Source organism: Nonomuraea sp. NPDC050536, assembly GCF_044457685.1.
Lineage (GTDB): Bacteria > Actinomycetota > Actinomycetes > Streptosporangiales > Streptosporangiaceae > Nonomuraea.
In genome coordinates this window covers 131,505-146,578 of sequence record NZ_JBITHD010000011.1, presented here as the reverse complement: position 1 = coordinate 146,578, position 15,074 = coordinate 131,505, and the positions used below count along the sequence as shown (strand labels likewise).

Annotated in this window: 12 protein-coding genes; 8 read left to right on the top strand and 4 right to left on the bottom strand. The window is 69.6% G+C overall.

Going from position 1 to position 15,074, the window contains the following annotated elements; genetic code table 11:
- Positions 1 to 209: 209 nt before the first annotated feature.
- The 4 genes from ACIBHX_RS28865 to ACIBHX_RS28850 all read right to left on the bottom strand — a co-directional run bounded on the left by ACIBHX_RS28865 (position 210) and on the right by ACIBHX_RS28850 (position 4,422).
- On the bottom strand, positions 210 to 2,756 hold the full coding sequence (locus ACIBHX_RS28865; RefSeq protein ID WP_397070426.1) for an ATP-binding protein: 2,547 nt from the start codon (positions 2,754 to 2,756) through the stop codon (positions 210 to 212).
- A 281-nt stretch (positions 2,757 to 3,037) separates the two neighbouring features.
- Positions 3,038 to 3,223, bottom strand: coding sequence for a hypothetical protein (locus ACIBHX_RS28860; protein ID WP_397070425.1), 186 nt, complete (start codon positions 3,221 to 3,223; stop codon positions 3,038 to 3,040).
- A gap of 63 nt (positions 3,224 to 3,286) precedes the next feature.
- The gene (locus ACIBHX_RS28855; protein ID WP_397070424.1) at positions 3,287 to 4,114 is read right to left on the bottom strand and encodes a WXG100 family type VII secretion target; all 828 of its coding nucleotides are present in this window, start codon (positions 4,112 to 4,114) and stop codon (positions 3,287 to 3,289) included.
- Positions 4,111 to 4,422 (bottom strand): hypothetical protein, encoded by a 312-nt coding sequence (locus ACIBHX_RS28850; protein ID WP_397070423.1) that lies wholly within the window; start codon positions 4,420 to 4,422, stop codon positions 4,111 to 4,113. Before ACIBHX_RS28850 ends, ACIBHX_RS28855 begins: the two co-directional genes overlap by 4 nt.
- 155 nt (positions 4,423 to 4,577) lie before the next feature.
- On the opposite strand from ACIBHX_RS28850, the gene ACIBHX_RS28845 reads away from it, so the two are divergent.
- From ACIBHX_RS28845 to argG, 8 genes are all read left to right on the top strand, one after another.
- The gene (locus tag ACIBHX_RS28845) at positions 4,578 to 4,946 is read left to right on the top strand and encodes a YbaB/EbfC family nucleoid-associated protein (protein ID WP_397070422.1); all 369 of its coding nucleotides are present in this window, start codon (positions 4,578 to 4,580) and stop codon (positions 4,944 to 4,946) included.
- 585 nt (positions 4,947 to 5,531) lie between these two features.
- Positions 5,532 to 5,621, top strand: coding sequence for a potassium-transporting ATPase subunit F (locus ACIBHX_RS28840; RefSeq protein WP_397070421.1), 90 nt, complete (start codon positions 5,532 to 5,534; stop codon positions 5,619 to 5,621).
- Complete coding sequence (kdpA, locus tag ACIBHX_RS28835; RefSeq protein ID WP_397070420.1) at positions 5,621 to 7,282, top strand: potassium-transporting ATPase subunit KdpA; 1,662 nt, start codon at positions 5,621 to 5,623, stop codon at positions 7,280 to 7,282. Before ACIBHX_RS28840 ends, kdpA begins: the two co-directional genes overlap by 1 nt.
- A 1-nt stretch (position 7,283) precedes the next feature.
- The gene (kdpB, locus tag ACIBHX_RS28830) at positions 7,284 to 9,419 is read left to right on the top strand and encodes a potassium-transporting ATPase subunit KdpB (protein WP_397070419.1); all 2,136 of its coding nucleotides are present in this window, start codon (positions 7,284 to 7,286) and stop codon (positions 9,417 to 9,419) included.
- Entirely contained in the window at positions 9,420 to 10,298 is an 879-nt protein-coding gene (locus ACIBHX_RS28825; protein WP_397070418.1) for a potassium-transporting ATPase subunit C, read from the top strand.
- Entirely contained in the window at positions 10,295 to 12,835 is a 2,541-nt protein-coding gene (locus tag ACIBHX_RS28820) for a DUF4118 domain-containing protein (protein WP_397070417.1), read from the top strand. Before ACIBHX_RS28825 ends, ACIBHX_RS28820 begins: the two co-directional genes overlap by 4 nt.
- On the top strand, positions 12,832 to 13,500 hold the full coding sequence (locus tag ACIBHX_RS28815) for a response regulator (RefSeq protein WP_397070416.1): 669 nt from the start codon (positions 12,832 to 12,834) through the stop codon (positions 13,498 to 13,500). Before ACIBHX_RS28820 ends, ACIBHX_RS28815 begins: the two co-directional genes overlap by 4 nt.
- A gap of 113 nt (positions 13,501 to 13,613) precedes the next feature.
- A complete protein-coding gene (argG, locus tag ACIBHX_RS28810) occupies positions 13,614 to 15,059 on the top strand; it encodes an argininosuccinate synthase (RefSeq protein ID WP_397070415.1) in 1,446 nt (481 codons plus the stop codon).
- Positions 15,060 to 15,074 lie beyond the last annotated feature (15 nt).

Sequence of the window (15,074 nt, the reverse complement as noted above, 5' to 3'; positions counted from 1 at the left end):
GCGTCAAGGACCTGGCGGCGCGGCCCGCCGTACCGGGATAGTGGAGGCACCGCACGTCCGGGACGTGCGGCAGGGCGGGCCGAGCCCAGCGGCGCCCACCAGGCCCTCCGATGCGCCGGCTGCTCGGCGCGGGACACGGCTGGGCATGCCGTGTCACGAGCAGCCCTCCCTTCTCGGAAGGCCCTGACCCTCACGTCGGGTCGCCTGGCTTAGGCAGGGATCCTGCCGGGGACCGGGGAGATCGGCAGCGTCAGAACCATGGTGAGGCCGCCACCCGGCGTCTCCTCCGGGGTGAGGCTGCCGCCCATCGCCTCGGCCAGGCCTCGCGACAACGCCAGCCCCAGCCCGACGCCGCTCTGGTTGTCCCTGTCGCCCAGCCGCTGGAAGGGCAGGAAGATCCGGTCGTGCGCGTCGGCCGGGATGCCAGGACCGCGGTCGATCACGCGGACCTGCACCTGGTCGCCGAGCCGGCTGGCGGTGATCAGCACCGGTTCCTCCGGCGGGCTGTAGCGCACGGCGTTGGTCATGAGGTTGACCAGGACTCGTTCCAGCAGGGTCGGGTCGGCCGACACCTCGGGCAACTCGGGGGAGATGTCGCCGTCGACGCGGTCGCGCAGCGGCCCGAGGTCGTCGACGGCGCGCGGCACCACGTCCTCCAGGGCCACGGGTTCGAGCGAGACGCCCAGGACTCCGGCCTGCAGGCGGCTCATGTCGAGCAGGTTGGCCACGAGGCGGTCGAGCCTGGCCAGGGATTCGTCGGCGGTGGCGAGCAGCTCGGCGCGGTCCGCTTCGGACCACGGGATTGCGGTGTTGCGCAGCGACTCGACCGCGGCCTTGGCGGAGGCCAGCGGGGTGCGCAGGTCGTGGCTGACGGCCGCGAGCAGCGCGGTGCGCAGCCTGTCGGCCTCGGCCAGCGGCTTGGCCTGCTCGGCCTCCGCACGCAGCCGCTTCTGCCGCAGCGCCACCGCGGCCTCGGCGGCGAAGGCTTCGAGCACCCGCTGGTCCTCGGCCTCGAGCAGCCGGCCGCGGGCGGCAAGGATCAGGTCGTCGTCGATCACCACGTCGGTGTCGGCCGCCGCTGGGCACTCGCACGGCCCGGACCCCGAGGCCGCGACCACCTGCCACGATTCCGGCTCGGCCCTGACCTCGGGCGTCAAGCCCGCCTCCGGCCGGCGTTCGAGCAGTGTGACCGAGTCCAGCCCGAACGTGTCGCGCATCCGCCCCAGCAGCGCGGGCACGGCCGCATCCCCGCGCAGCACGTTCCCGGCCAGAGCCGACAACACTTCGGCATCCGCGGACGCCCGTGCCGCTTCTCTGGTACGGCGGGCCGCGATGTCGACGATCGTGGACACCGCCGCCGCGACGACCACGAAGACGATCAGGGCGAACAGGTTCTGCGGGTCGGCGATCGTGAGCTCGCCGGTCGGCGGGGTGAAGTACCAGTTGAGCAGCAGCGACCCGCCGACGGCCGCGGTGATGGCCGGCCACATGCCGCCGACCAGCGCCACCACGACGGTCATGAGCAGGAAGAACAGGATCTCACTCGGCAGGCTGAGATCCTCCCTGAACACCGACAGCAGCGCCGTCAGCGCGGGCATGCCCACCACGGCCATCGCCCAGCCCCACAGCCGCCTGCGCCTGGACAGCACCTTGGACGAGGACGGCCTGCGGCCCTTCTTCACCTCCTCGTGCGTGATCATGTGCACGTCGATCGGCCCGGACAGCGCGGTCGTCTCCACCCCGACGCCGCGCGAGAAGATCTGCGCGAAACGGCCCCGCCGGGAGGCGCCGAGCACCAGCTGGGTGGCGTTCACGCCGCGGGCGAAGTCCAGCAGGGCGCGCGGGATGTCGTCGCCCACGACCTGGTGGTAGGTCCCACCCACGGACTCGACCAGAGTCCGCTGGCGGGCCAGATGGGCCGGGTCGCCGTCGGTCAGCCCGTCGGCACTGGTCACGTGGACGGCCAGCAGGTCCGCGCCCTTGCTCCTGGCGGCGACCCGGGCGGCCCGCCGTACCAGCGTGTCGCCCTCGGGGCCGCCGGTCAGGGCGACCACCACCCGCTCGCGCGCCTCCCAGGTGCCCTCGATGCCGTGGTCGGCGCGGTAGCGGTCGAGCTGCTCGTCGACCTTGCCGGCGACCCACAGCAGTGCCACCTCCCGCAGCGCGGTCAGGTTGCCGACGCGGAAGTAGTTCGACAGGGCCGCGTCGACCTTCTCAGGGGCGTAGACGTTGCCGTGGGCCAGGCGGCGGCGCAGGGCCTCGGGTGACATGTCGACCAGCTCGATCTGGTCGGCCCGCCGTACCACCTCGTCGGGGACGCGTTCGCGCTGCGGGACGCCGGTGATCTGCTCGACCACGTCGTTGACCGACTCCAGGTGCTGGATGTTGACGGTCGAGATGACGTCGATGCCGGCGTCCAGCACCTCCTCGATGTCCTGCCAGCGCTTGGCGTTGCGGGAGCCCGGCACGTTGGTGTGGGCTAGCTCGTCGATGAGCGCGACCCGCGGGCGTCGGGCGATGACCGCGTCCGCGTCCAGCTCGGTGAAGGTGGCGCCGCGGTAGACCATCGTCTTGCGCGGTACGGCCTCCAACCCCTCGAGCAGCGCGGCCGTGCGGGCGCGGCCGTGGGTCTCGACGAAGCCCACGACCACGTCCCTGCCGCGTTCCCTGGCCCGCTGCGCCTCGCTGAGCATGTCGTAGGTCTTGCCGACCCCCGGCGCCGCGCCCAGATAGACCCGGAGCCGTCCCCGTGCCACGACCGATCACCACTTCTCGCGCTCCCGCGTAACTCCAAGCAAACCCCTGCCTGGAGCGGTATTGGCGCACCTTGACGGCGTTCATACGGTGTCGATACCAGTATTGACGCGATTCCTACGCACTCGCCCGGTTGTCAGTGCGCCAGCACCTGGCTTTCCCATGCGGCGACGAGCTCGGTGTATCGGCGCAGGACGTCCGCTCTGTCGGATTCCTCGTCGACTGTGGCGACGGCCAGGCTCCGGACTCGGCGAGCAGGCCCAGGAGTACCTGGTCGAGCAGCCTACTGCCAGTGGGCGCGCAGCCTGCCGCCGGGTTCGTGGCGGACCAGGCCGTCGTACCAGAGCAGGCCGACCAGTCCCAGCCAGAAGACGATCAGGTTGGCCAGGCCGGGAACGGTGAACGAGACGGCCAGGAAGATGACCGCGAACGCGGCCAGAAGCAGCAGATCGAGAGCCTTTCCGGTCATGAGTCGACTGTCTCTCCGCCCGGCGGGCGAGGGAAGCGCTCATGACATGACTTGACACCGAATCTACGGGGGCGGCTCGTAGGTGGGCAGGCCGGTCTTGTCGATCTCGGTGGTGTGGAAGTCGATCGCGCCGGGGCCGGTGGGCAGGACGGTCTCGATGTTGCGCAGGGCGCTGCGCAGGCGGGCCAGGTTCGTGGCGGCATGCGCCAGGAAGCCGCCGAGCTGGCCGAGCAGGGCGATCACGGCGAGGTTGGCCGACTTGACTGCGACGCCCTCGGCGAAGGCGGCCGATGCGGCGGTCGCGGGGAACAGGCGGGCCGCCTTCAGCCCGGCCAGCGCGACGATGAGGGACGCGCCGGTCATGCGCAGCGCCATGTCGAAGTCGGCATAGGCGTCGGCCAGGTGCCCCATCCCCTCGCCCATGTACGCCAGCGTGGTCTTCAGCGACCCCAGACGGCTGTTGAAGGCGTTGAGCGCCGTTTCGAAGGCGTCCTGGTCGTCGGCCTGCCAGCCGTGCATGGCCCGGCGTACAGTCTCCACGCCGGGCATCAGCTGACCCTCGATCCCCAGCGTCCCGCCCAGGGCGTTGATCCACGAGGTCTTGGCGTGACGGATGGCCGTCTCGTTGCCCTGGGCGCCCTCCACCAGCAGATACGTGGCCACCGCCAGCACGCTCATGCCGGAGGCGACCCGCCAGGTCCGCACGGCCGCCGACGGTGTCTTGGGCACCGACATGGGCGGCGGCGGCCCGAAGGACCCGGTGAGCGGTCGTACCTGGGTGTAGAAGGGCGACTGCGGATGCGAGACCGGCACGGGCGGGCCGAAGGACCCGGTGGGCGGGCGAACCGGAGCGGTAGGTGGGTACCAGCCCGGCGGGCCGTATCCGCTCACCCGGGTACCCCCATCCAGGCGAGGTCCTCGGCGTTGCGCCAGTTCCTTCTGGCGTGGTCCAGGTCCCGCTGCCAGTGCTCGGTCACCGTGACCGCGTCCGAGACGATTTGCTCGACGTGGAGCTGGAACTCGCGGTAGGCCCCGCCGAGGATCAGGTCCCCGATGGTGCCGAACGTGCCCGGCGGCAGGTCGGTCTGCGGCTTCACATTGGCATGGAACGCGCGCAGCGGTTCGCTCAGGTGTAGGTCGACCGCGTGCGCCGTCCGGCCGATCGCGGTGGAACTGATGTGCTTGTCATCATCCCCCATGGCTCCATCCTCCTGGCGCCCCAGCCCCTCAAATGCCGATAAGCCGCATATTCCGCATCAAGAAGGCGTATTCAGGCCGTCAATGGACCAATCCCTCCCAGCCTCCGCCCCCAAGATCGGGTCGCATGTTCGGTTCTTCAGAAGACCTGGATCAGATGATCAGCGAGAGTGAGCGCGCCATCCGCTGCCTGCGAGAGGCGGCCACGGAGCTCAACGCGATCAGAGGCAAAGGCGAGGACGGGCACGTCCGCGCCACGGTGGATCACACGGGCAGGCTGGTGCGCGTCGAGCTCGACCCCCGGGCGATGCGTCAGGAAAGCCACGAGCTCGCCGATTCCGTCACGCACGCCGTACAGCTCGCACAGGACGACGCGGCCGGGAAGCAGCGGGCCCTGGTGACGGACGCGCTGGGGTCCGACGAGGCGCTCGGCACGCTGCAGGAGCAGCTGGACAGGGCTCAGGACGCTTTCGCGCACGCCCTTGACGCGCACACCACGGCCATGGACCGGCTGGGCCGTCTGTGATCAGATACGGCGCGCCGTGCCCAGCACATGCGTGATGTGGTCGTAGTCGAACCGCCGGACGCCTTCGATCGCGAATCCGGCCCTGGCGATGGCCAGCGGTGTCACGGGCCGGGTGGCAGCCGCCCGAGGCCTGCACCCAGAGTGGGCTGATGATCTTCTCGAACAGGGCCGAGACGGGGTTGGCCGACAGCACGTGCTCATAGAAGCGCAGCTGCCCGCCGGACCTGAGCACCCGCATGATCTCGGCCAGCGCCGGGTCCAGGCGCGGCACGCTGCACAGTGAAACTGTTCGATCACACCCCGACTATCACCCCCCTGTGATCCTGCTCCCGCAGATCTCTACGCGATTCTGACACGCGAGTTTTGACCTGAAGTGGCGTGGCGTATGGAAGGTGTCAAGTCTCAGCGCCGAGTCGTATGAAAGGCGTCAAGAAAGGCAATACCGGTCATTTCTCAGTATTTGCTGTCCCGGTAAGCAACACACATCCGGATCTGAGGAGTGGGGATGGCTGACGTCATCTTCGTCGTCCTGACGGTCGCGATCTTCGTGATCTTCGGGCTTGTCGTTAAGGCGGTGGAACGCCTGTGAGCGTGATCAACGCCACTGGGCTCGGTGTGGCCGTCCTGCTGGTGATCTTCATGATCGCAGCCCTGCTCTTTCCGGAGCGGTTCTGATGAGCGCCACAGCAGCGGGGATCGTCTTCATCGTCTCCCTGATCGTCGCGCTGGCCCTGGTGCACAAGCCGTTCGGCGACTACATGTACCGGGTCTACAGCGGAAACAAGCACAACGCCGTCGAGCGCGGCATCTACAAACTGATCGGCGTGCGGCCGGACACCGAGCAGCGCTGGGGCGTCTACGCCCGCAGCGTGCTGGCCTTCTCGGTGATCTCCATCCTGGTCGTGTACGGCATGCAGCGCCTGCAGGACAAGCTCCCGCTGGCCATCGGCATGAAGCCCGTCACCGACCACATCGCGTGGAACACCGCGATCAGCTTCGTCACCAACACCAACTGGCAGGCCTACTCCGGTGAGTCCACCATGGGCTACCTGGTGCAGATGGGCGCGCTGGCGGTGCAGAACTTCGTCTCGGCGGCCGTCGGCATGGCGGTGGCGATCGCGCTGGTGCGCGGCTTCGCCCGCAACAAGTCCGACACGCTGGGCAACTTCTGGGTCGACCTGGTCCGCGGCTCGATCCGCATCCTGCTGCCCATCGCCTTCGTCGGCGCGCTCGTCCTGGTGGCGGGCGGCCTGATCCAGAACCTGGCCGACCCGCACACGCTCACCACCCTGACCGGTGGCAGCCAGACCATCACCGGCGGCCCGGTGGCCAGCCAGGAGGTCATCAAGGAGCTGGGCACCAACGGCGGCGGCTTCTACAACGCCAACTCCGCGCACCCCTTCGAGAACACCACGAACTGGACGAACTGGTTCGAGATCTTCCTGATCCTGCTCATCCCGTTCGCGCTGCCGCGCACCTTCGGCAAGATGGTCGGCCAGGTCAAGCAGGGCTACGCCATCCTGGCCGTGATGGCCACTCTCGCGCTGATGAGCGTCGTGCTGCTCAACGTGTTCGAGCTGTCGGGCAACGCGACGGTGCCGCAGGCGGTGGGCGCGGCGATGGAGGGCAAGGAGGTCCGCTTCGGGGTCTCCGACTCCGCCACCTTCGCCGCGGCGACCACGCTGACCTCGACCGGTGCCGTGGACTCCTTCCACGACTCGTTCACGCCGTTCGGCGGCATGATGACGATGTTCAACATGATGCTGGGCGAGGTCGCGCCCGGCGGCGTCGGCTCCGGCCTGTACGGCATGCTGATCCTGGCCGTGATCACGGTGTTCGTGGCGGGCCTGATGGTCGGCCGGACGCCGGAGTACCTGGGCAAGAAGATCGGCGCCCGGGAGATCAAGCTGGCTTCAATGTACTTCCTGGTCACGCCGGTGCTGGTGCTGATCGGCACGGCCATGGCGATGGGCTCGGTGGAGCAGCGGGCGAGCATGCTCAACGGCGGGCCGCACGGCCTGTCGGAAGTGCTCTACGCCTTCACCAGCGCCGCCAACAACAACGGCTCGGCCTTCGCCGGCATCACGGTCAACACCCCCTGGTACGACGTGGCGCTCGGCCTGGCCATGGTGTTCGGCCGCTTCCTGCCCATCATCCTGGCCCTGGGCCTGGCCGGGTCGCTGGCCGCGCAGGCGCCGGTGCCCGCCTCGGCGGGCACGCTGCCCACCCACCGGCCGCAGTTCGTCTTCATGGTGGTCGGCGTGACGATCATCCTCGTCGCGCTCACGTTCCTCCCGGCGCTCGCGCTCGGGCCGATCGCAGAAGGACTGTCCTGATATGTCAACCCCCGTGCTGGAAGCGCCGGGCAAGGCTCCCGCGCCGCAGAAGAACGGCCGGGTCGGCGGCGGTCTGCTGGATCCGAAACAGCTGATCACCTCGCTGCCCGACGCGTTCAAGAAGTTGAACCCCGGGACGCTGTGGCGCAACCCCGTCATGTTCATCGTCGAGATCGGTGCGGCGTTCACCACCGTGCTGGCGATCGTCGAGCCGTCGTTCTTCGGCTGGACCATCGTGGTGTGGCTGTGGCTGACCGTGGTCTTCGCCAACCTGGCCGAGGCCGTCGCCGAGGGTCGCGGCAAGGCGCAGGCCGCCACGCTGCGCAAGGCCAAGACCGACACGATGGCCCGCCGCCTCAAGTCGGCGTCGGGGGACTTCTCCAAGGCGCCTGAGGAACTCGTCGCCGCCCCCGAGCTCAAGCAGGGCGACGTCGTGGTCGTCGAAGCCGGGGAGATCATCCCGGGCGACGGCGACGTGATCGAGGGCATCGCGAGCGTGGACGAGTCGGCCATCACCGGCGAGTCCGCCCCGGTCATCCGCGAATCGGGCGGCGACCGGTCGGCGGTGACCGGCGGCACGAAGGTGCTGTCGGACAAGATCATCGTCCAGATCACACAGAAGCCGGGTGAGAGCTTCATCGACCGGATGATCGCCCTCGTCGAGGGTGCCAACCGGCAGAAGACGCCCAACGAGATCGCGCTGAACATCCTGCTCGCGGCTCTGACGATCATCTTCCTGGTCGCCACGGTCACGATGCAGCCGCTGGCGATCTACTCCAAGCAGATCAACCCGGGCGTGGCCGACTCGCTCGCGCTGAACGGCAACGGCGTCACCGGCGTGGTGCTGATCTCGCTGCTGGTCTGCCTCATCCCGACCACGATCGGCGCGCTGCTGTCCGCGATCGGCATCGCCGGCATGGACCGCCTGGTCCAGCGCAACGTGCTGGCCATGTCCGGCCGCGCCGTCGAGGCCGCGGGCGACGTGTCCACGCTGCTGCTGGACAAGACCGGCACCATCACGCTGGGCAACCGGCAGGCCGGCGAGTTCATCCCCGTCCCCGGGGTTAGCGAGCAGGAACTGGCCGAGGCGGCGCAGCTGTCGTCGCTGGCCGACGAGACGCCCGAGGGCCGCTCGATCGTCGTCTTCGCCAAGCAGGAGTACGGCCTGCGCGAGCGCAAGCCCGGGGAACTGGCTCACGCCCACTGGGTGCCGTTCACCGCCCAGACCCGCATGTCCGGGGTGAACCTGGACGGCCGCGAGGTCCGCAAGGGCGCCGCGACCGCGGTGATGAAGTGGGTGCGCGACAACGGCGGCCACCCCACCGACCAGGTGGGCCACATCGTGGACGGCATCTCGGCGTCCGGCGGCACCCCGCTGGTGGTGGCCGACAAGACCAAGGTGCTGGGCGTCATCCACCTCAAGGACGTCGTCAAGGAGGGCATGCGGGAACGCTTCGACGAGATGCGCCGCATGGGCATCCGCACCGTGATGATCACGGGCGACAACCCGCTGACCGCCAAGGCCATCGCCGACGAGGCGGGCGTGGACGACTTCCTGGCCGAGGCCACGCCCGAGGACAAGCTCGCGCTGATCAGGAAGGAGCAGGAGGGCGGCCGCCTGGTCGCCATGACCGGTGACGGCACCAACGACGCTCCCGCGCTGGCCCAGGCCGACGTGGGCGTGGCGATGAACACCGGCACGTCCGCCGCCAAGGAGGCGGGCAACATGGTCGACCTGGATTCCAACCCGACCAAGCTCATCGAGATCGTCGAGATCGGCAAGCAGCTGCTCATCACCCGCGGGGCGCTGACCACCTTCTCGATCGCCAACGACATCGCCAAGTACTTCGCGATCATTCCCGCGATGTTCGCGGCGGTGTACCCGGGCCTGGACGCCCTGAACATCATGCGCCTGCAGAGCCCGCAGTCGGCGATCCTGTCGGCGGTCATCTTCAACGCTCTGGTGATCATCGCGCTGATCCCGCTGTCGCTGCGCGGCGTCCGCTACAAGCCGTCCAGCGCTTCCAAGCTGCTCAGCCGCAACCTCTACGTGTACGGCCTGGGCGGCATCATCGCGCCGTTCGTCGGCATCAAGCTCATCGACCTGGTCATCCAGTTCCTTCCGGGGATGTCATAAATGGAACGCATGCCAAGCTGGATCCGCCAGCACCTGGCCGCGATCAGGGCGGTCGTCGTCCTGACCGTGCTGCTGGGCCTGATCTACCCGCTGGTCACCACCGGCGTCGCGCAGGCCGTCTTCAACGGCAAGGCCAACGGCTCGATCGTGCAGAAGGACGGCAAGGACGCCGGCAGCGCGGTCATCGGCCAGCTCTTCACCGACAAGGACGGCAACCCCGTCAAGACGTACTTCCAGTCCCGCCCGTCGGCGGCCGGCGACGGCTACGACCCGACCTCGACCAGCGCCAGCAACCTGGGGCCCGAGGACATCGTGGACACGCTGGCGGTGCCCGGCAAGAAAGACGACGAGGGCAACCCTGACGAGGGCAAGCAGTCACTGCTCACCCAGGTCTGCGCCCGCTCCAAGGAGGTCGGCGAGCTGGAGGGCGTCAGCGGCGCCCGCCCGTTCTGCACGCCGGACGGTGTCGGCGCGGTGCTGAAGGTCTTCCCCTTCCAGGGCAAGGTCACCAGGGCGGTCAGCGTCAATCAGGCCTGCCCCGCACAGCCGTTCGTCGCCGAGTACCAGGGCGTCAAGGTGGAGTGCGGCAAGCCGGGTGAGGACTACTCCGCCGGTCGCACCGTCCCCATCCGAGGCAACGTGGGGACGCCCGCCGTACCGGCCGACGCGGTGACGGCCAGCGGTTCCGGGCTTGACCCGCACATCTCGGTGGCCTACGCCGAGCTGCAGGCCAAGCGGGTCGCCAAGGAGCGCGACCTGCCCCTGGCCAGGGTCGAGCAGCTCATCAGGGACAACACCGCCGGCCGGTCGCTGGGCTTCATGGGTGAGCCCGCGGTGAACGTGCTCCAGCTCAACCTGGCGCTGGACAAGGCCTCATGAGCAGGGGCCGCCTGCGGGTCTACCTCGGGGCGGCCCCCGGGGTCGGCAAGACCTACGCGATGCTCTCCGAAGCCCGCAGAGCATGCGAAAGAGACAAGGACGTGGTCGTGGGTCTCGTCGAGACCCACGGCCGTGCCCGCACCGCCGGACTGCTCGACGGCATGGAGGTGATCCCCCGCAAGAGGCTCGTCTACCGCGGGGCCACCTTCACCGAGCTGGACGTCGACGCGGTCATCGCGCGGGCGCCCAGGATCGCGCTCATCGACGAGCTGGCGCACACCAACGTGCCAGGCTCGCGCAACGCCAAGCGGTGGCAGGACATCGACGAGATCCTGGACGCCGGGATCGACGTCATCTCCACGGTCAACGTCCAGCACCTGGAGTCGGTCAACGACGTCGTCGAGCAGATCACCGGCATCCCGCAGCGGGAGACCGTACCTGATGAGGTGGTACGGCGGGCCGACCAGGTCGAGGTGGTCGACATGGCCCCGGAGGCGCTGCGCCGCCGCCTGGCCCATGGCAACGTCTACGCGCCGGAGAAGGTCGATGCCGCCCTGTCGAACTACTTCCGCGTCGGGAACCTGACCGCGCTGCGGGAGCTGGCGCTGCTGTGGGTCGCGGGCAAGGTGGACGAGCAGCTCGACCGCTACCGCGCCGACCACGGCATCCAGGGGACGTGGGAGGCGCGCGAGCGGGTGGTGGTCGCCCTGACCGGCGGTCCCGAGGGCGACACGCTGGTACGGCGGGCCGCGCGCATCGCCGCCCGCAGCAAGGGCGCCGATCTGCTGGCCGTACACGTCACGCACGCCGACGGCCTGTCGGGTGGCGATCCGGCGAACCTGGCGCACCAGCGGGCGCTGGTGGAGTCGATGGGCGGGACGTATCACCAGGTCGTGGGGGACGACATCCCGCGGGCGCTGCTGGACTTCGCGCGCGGGGTGAACGCCACCCAGCTGGTGCTCGGCGCCTCCAGGCGGGGCCGGTTCGCGCAGATCTTCTCGCGTGGCGTCGGGGTGGAGACCACGGCGCTGTCGGGGTCTATCGACGTGCACATGATCACGCATGAGGAGGCCAAACGGGGGCGCAGGCGCTCGCAGCACTCGCGCGCCGCGCTCACCAGGAAGCGGCGGTCGATCGGGTGGGCGATGGCCCTGCTCGGCATGCCGGCGCTGACCGCCGGGCTGATCCCGTTCCGCGATGACCTGTCGCTGCCGAGCGAGATCCTGTTCTTCCTGCTGATGACCGTCGGCGTCGCCCTGGTCGGCGGCATGTGGCCGGCGATCACGGCGGCCGTCGGCGGATCGCTGCTGCTGAACTGGTTCTTCACCCCGCCGGTCGGCACGCTGACCATCTCCGACCCGGAGAACCTGTTCGCGCTGATCGTGTTCGTGGTCGTGGCCGCGGCGGTGTCCACGATCGTCGACATCGCGGCCCGCCGTACCAGGGAGGCCGCCAGCGCCGGCGCGGACGCCGAGGTGCTGTCGACGCTGGCGGGGCACGTGCTGCGCGGCGAGGCGGCGGTGCCGTCGCTGCTGGCCAGGATGCGCGAGACGTTCGGCCTGACGTCGGTCACGCTGCTCGAGCGGATCGGCCCGCCGGGACCCGACGACCAGTCGCAGCCGGAATCCTGGCGCATCCTGGCCACCGCGGGCGGCGCGCCGTGCACCTGCCCCGGCAAGGCCGACACCGACGTCATCGTGGACGACGACCTCGTGCTCGCGGCCTGCGGGCGGCTCGTGGACGCGGAGGATCGGCGGGTGCTTGAGGCGTTCGCGGCGGAGGCCGCGGTGGCGCTGCGGCAGGAGCGGCTGCGGGAGGAGGCTTCGCGGGCCAAGCCGCTGGCCGAGGCGGACGCGATGCGCACCGCGTTGCTCGCGGCGGTCAGTCATGATCTGCGTACGCCGCTGGCCTCGGCCAAGGCCGCCGTGGAGTCGCTGCGCAGCACCGAGATCACCTGGTCGGAGGAGGACCGCGCCGAGCTGCTCGCCACCGCCGACGAGTCCCTGGCCAGGCTCGACCGCCTCGTGGCCAACCTGCTCGACATGAGCCGCCTGCAGGCCGGAGTCCTGGGCGTCTCGCTCGAACCTGTCGCGCTGGAGGACGTCGTACCGCGCGCCATCGACGACCTCGGGCCGCTCCGAGAGCGCGTCGAAGGCGACATCTCCGTCGAGCTGCCGGAGATCGTCGGCGACCCGGCCCTGCTGGAGCGGGTGCTGGTCAACCTCATGACCAACGCGGTGCGCTACAGCCCGGCGGGCGAGAAGGTGCTGATCACCGCCAGCTGGTATGGCGACCAGGTGGAGATCCGCGTCATCGATCGCGGACCCGGTATCCCGCCCGCCGACCACGAGCGGATCTTCCTGCCCTTCCAGCGGCGGGGCGACCGCGACAACCACTCGGGTGTCGGCCTCGGCCTGGCGCTGTCCCGCGGGCTCGCCGAGGCCATGGGCGGCACCCTCGTACCCGAAGAGACCCCTGGAGGAGGCCTCACCATGATCCTTTCCATGCCCATCTCGTCGAGAGCGGCCGTCAGGTGACCCGCGTCCTCATCGTCGACGACGAGCCGCAGATCCTGCGGGCGCTGCGCATCAACCTGACGGCCCGCCACTATGAGGTGGAGACGGCCGCCGACGGCGGCGCCGCGCTGCGCCAGGCCGCCGACAATCCCCCCGACCTGGTCATCCTCGACCTCGGCCTGCCGGACATCGACGGCGTGGACGTCATCCACGGCCTGCGCGGCTGGTCGCAGATCCCGATCATCGTCCTGTCGGGCCGGGCCGGCAACCAGGACAAGATCGAGGCCCTGGACGCCGGCGCCGACGACTACGTCACCAAACCCTTCGGCATCGACGAGCTCCTGGCCAGGGTCCGGGCCGTGACCCGCCGGGTCGCCGTCCAGGCGGCCGAACTGGCCAGCATCCAGATCGGCGAGCACCGCGTGGACCTCACGAACAAAACGATCTCCAACGGAATCCGCCTCACGCCCACCGAATGGCACATCCTCGAGATCCTCCTCCGCAACCCCGGCAAACTCGTCAGCCAGCGCTACCTCCTCACCCAGGTCTGGGGCGAGAAGTACCTCAAGGAGACCCACTACCTGCGCCAGTACATGACCCAGCTACGCCGCAAACTCGAACCCGACCCCGCGCACCCCGCCCACCTCACCACCGAACCCGGCATGGGCTACCGCTTCACCCCCTGACCGGGCCGGCGCGTCAGCCGTCGCGGGTCGCTGAGCAGGGATTTTGTGATTTCGCGTGTCTGAGCTGTGAGACGGTCTTGCATGGCCATGCATTAGTCTGCATACTTCTGCTCATGTCAAAGGTGCTCACCTCCCTGCCCGTCGGCGAACGTGTCGGCATCGCCTTCTCCGGCGGCCTCGACACCTCGGTAGCTGTCGCGTGGATGCGCGAAAAGGGTGCTGTGCCGTGCACCTATACCGCCGAGATCGGCCAGTACGACGAGCCCGACATCGCCTCCGTGCCCGAGCGCGCCACCTCCTACGGCGCCGAGATCGCGCGGCTGGTCGACTGCCGGGCGGCGCTGGTGGAGGAGGGGCTGGCGGCGCTGGCCTGCGGCGCCTTCCACATCCGCTCCGGCGGACGCACCTACTTCAACACCACCCCGCTCGGGCGGGCCGTCACCGGCACCCTGCTGGTGCGGGCGATGCTCGAGGACGCGGTGCAGATCTGGGGTGACGGCTCCACCTTCAAGGGCAACGACATCGAGCGGTTCTACCGGTACGGCCTGCTCGCCAACCCGTCTCTGCGCATCTACAAGCCGTGGCTGGACGCCGACTTCGTCACCGAGCTCGGCGGGCGTACCGAGATGTCGGAGTGGCTGCTCGCCCACGGCCTGCCGTACCGCGACAGCACGGAGAAGGCCTACTCCACCGACGCGAACATCTGGGGCGCGACGCACGAGGCCAAGAAGCTCGAGCAGCTGGACACGGGCATCGAGATCGTCGAGCCGATCATGGGCGTGCGGTTCTGGGACCCCGAGGTCGAGATCGCCACCGAGGACGTCACGATCGGCTTCGAGCACGGCCGGCCGGTGACGATCAACGGCAAGGAGTTCGCCTCGGCCGTGGACCTGGTGCTGGAGGCCAACGCCATCGGCGGCAGGCACGGCATGGGCATGTCCGACCAGATCGAGAACCGGATCATCGAGGCCAAGAGCCGCGGCATCTACGAGGCGCCGGGCATGGCGCTGCTGCACGCGGCCTACGAGCGGCTGGTCAACGCGATCCACAACGAGGACACCCTGGCCAGCTACCACATCGAGGGCCGGCGGCTGGGCCGGCTGCTGTACGAGGGCCGCTGGCTGGACCCGCAGGCGCTGATGCTGCGCGAGTCGCTGCAGCGCTGGGTCGGGATGGCGATCACCGGCGAGGTGACGCTGCGGCTGCGGCGTGGCGAGGACTACTCGATCCTGGACTCCACCGGGCCGGCGTTCAGCTACCACCCGGACAAGCTGTCCATGGAGCGCACCGAGGACTCCGCCTTCGGGCCCGTCGACCGCATCGGCCAGCTGACCATGCGCAACCTGGACATCGCCGACTCCCGCGCCAAGCTCGAGCAGTACGCGGGCATCGGCATGATCGGCAGCTCGCACCCGGCGCTGGTCGGCCCGGCGCAGGCCGCCTCGACCGGCCTGATCGGCGCCATGCCCGCGGGCGGCGCCGAGGCGATCGCCTCCCGGGGCGAGGTCCCCGACGAGGAACTCCTCGACGCCGCCGCCATGGAGGCCGGCGTCGACTAGCGGGCCGAGAGTGGG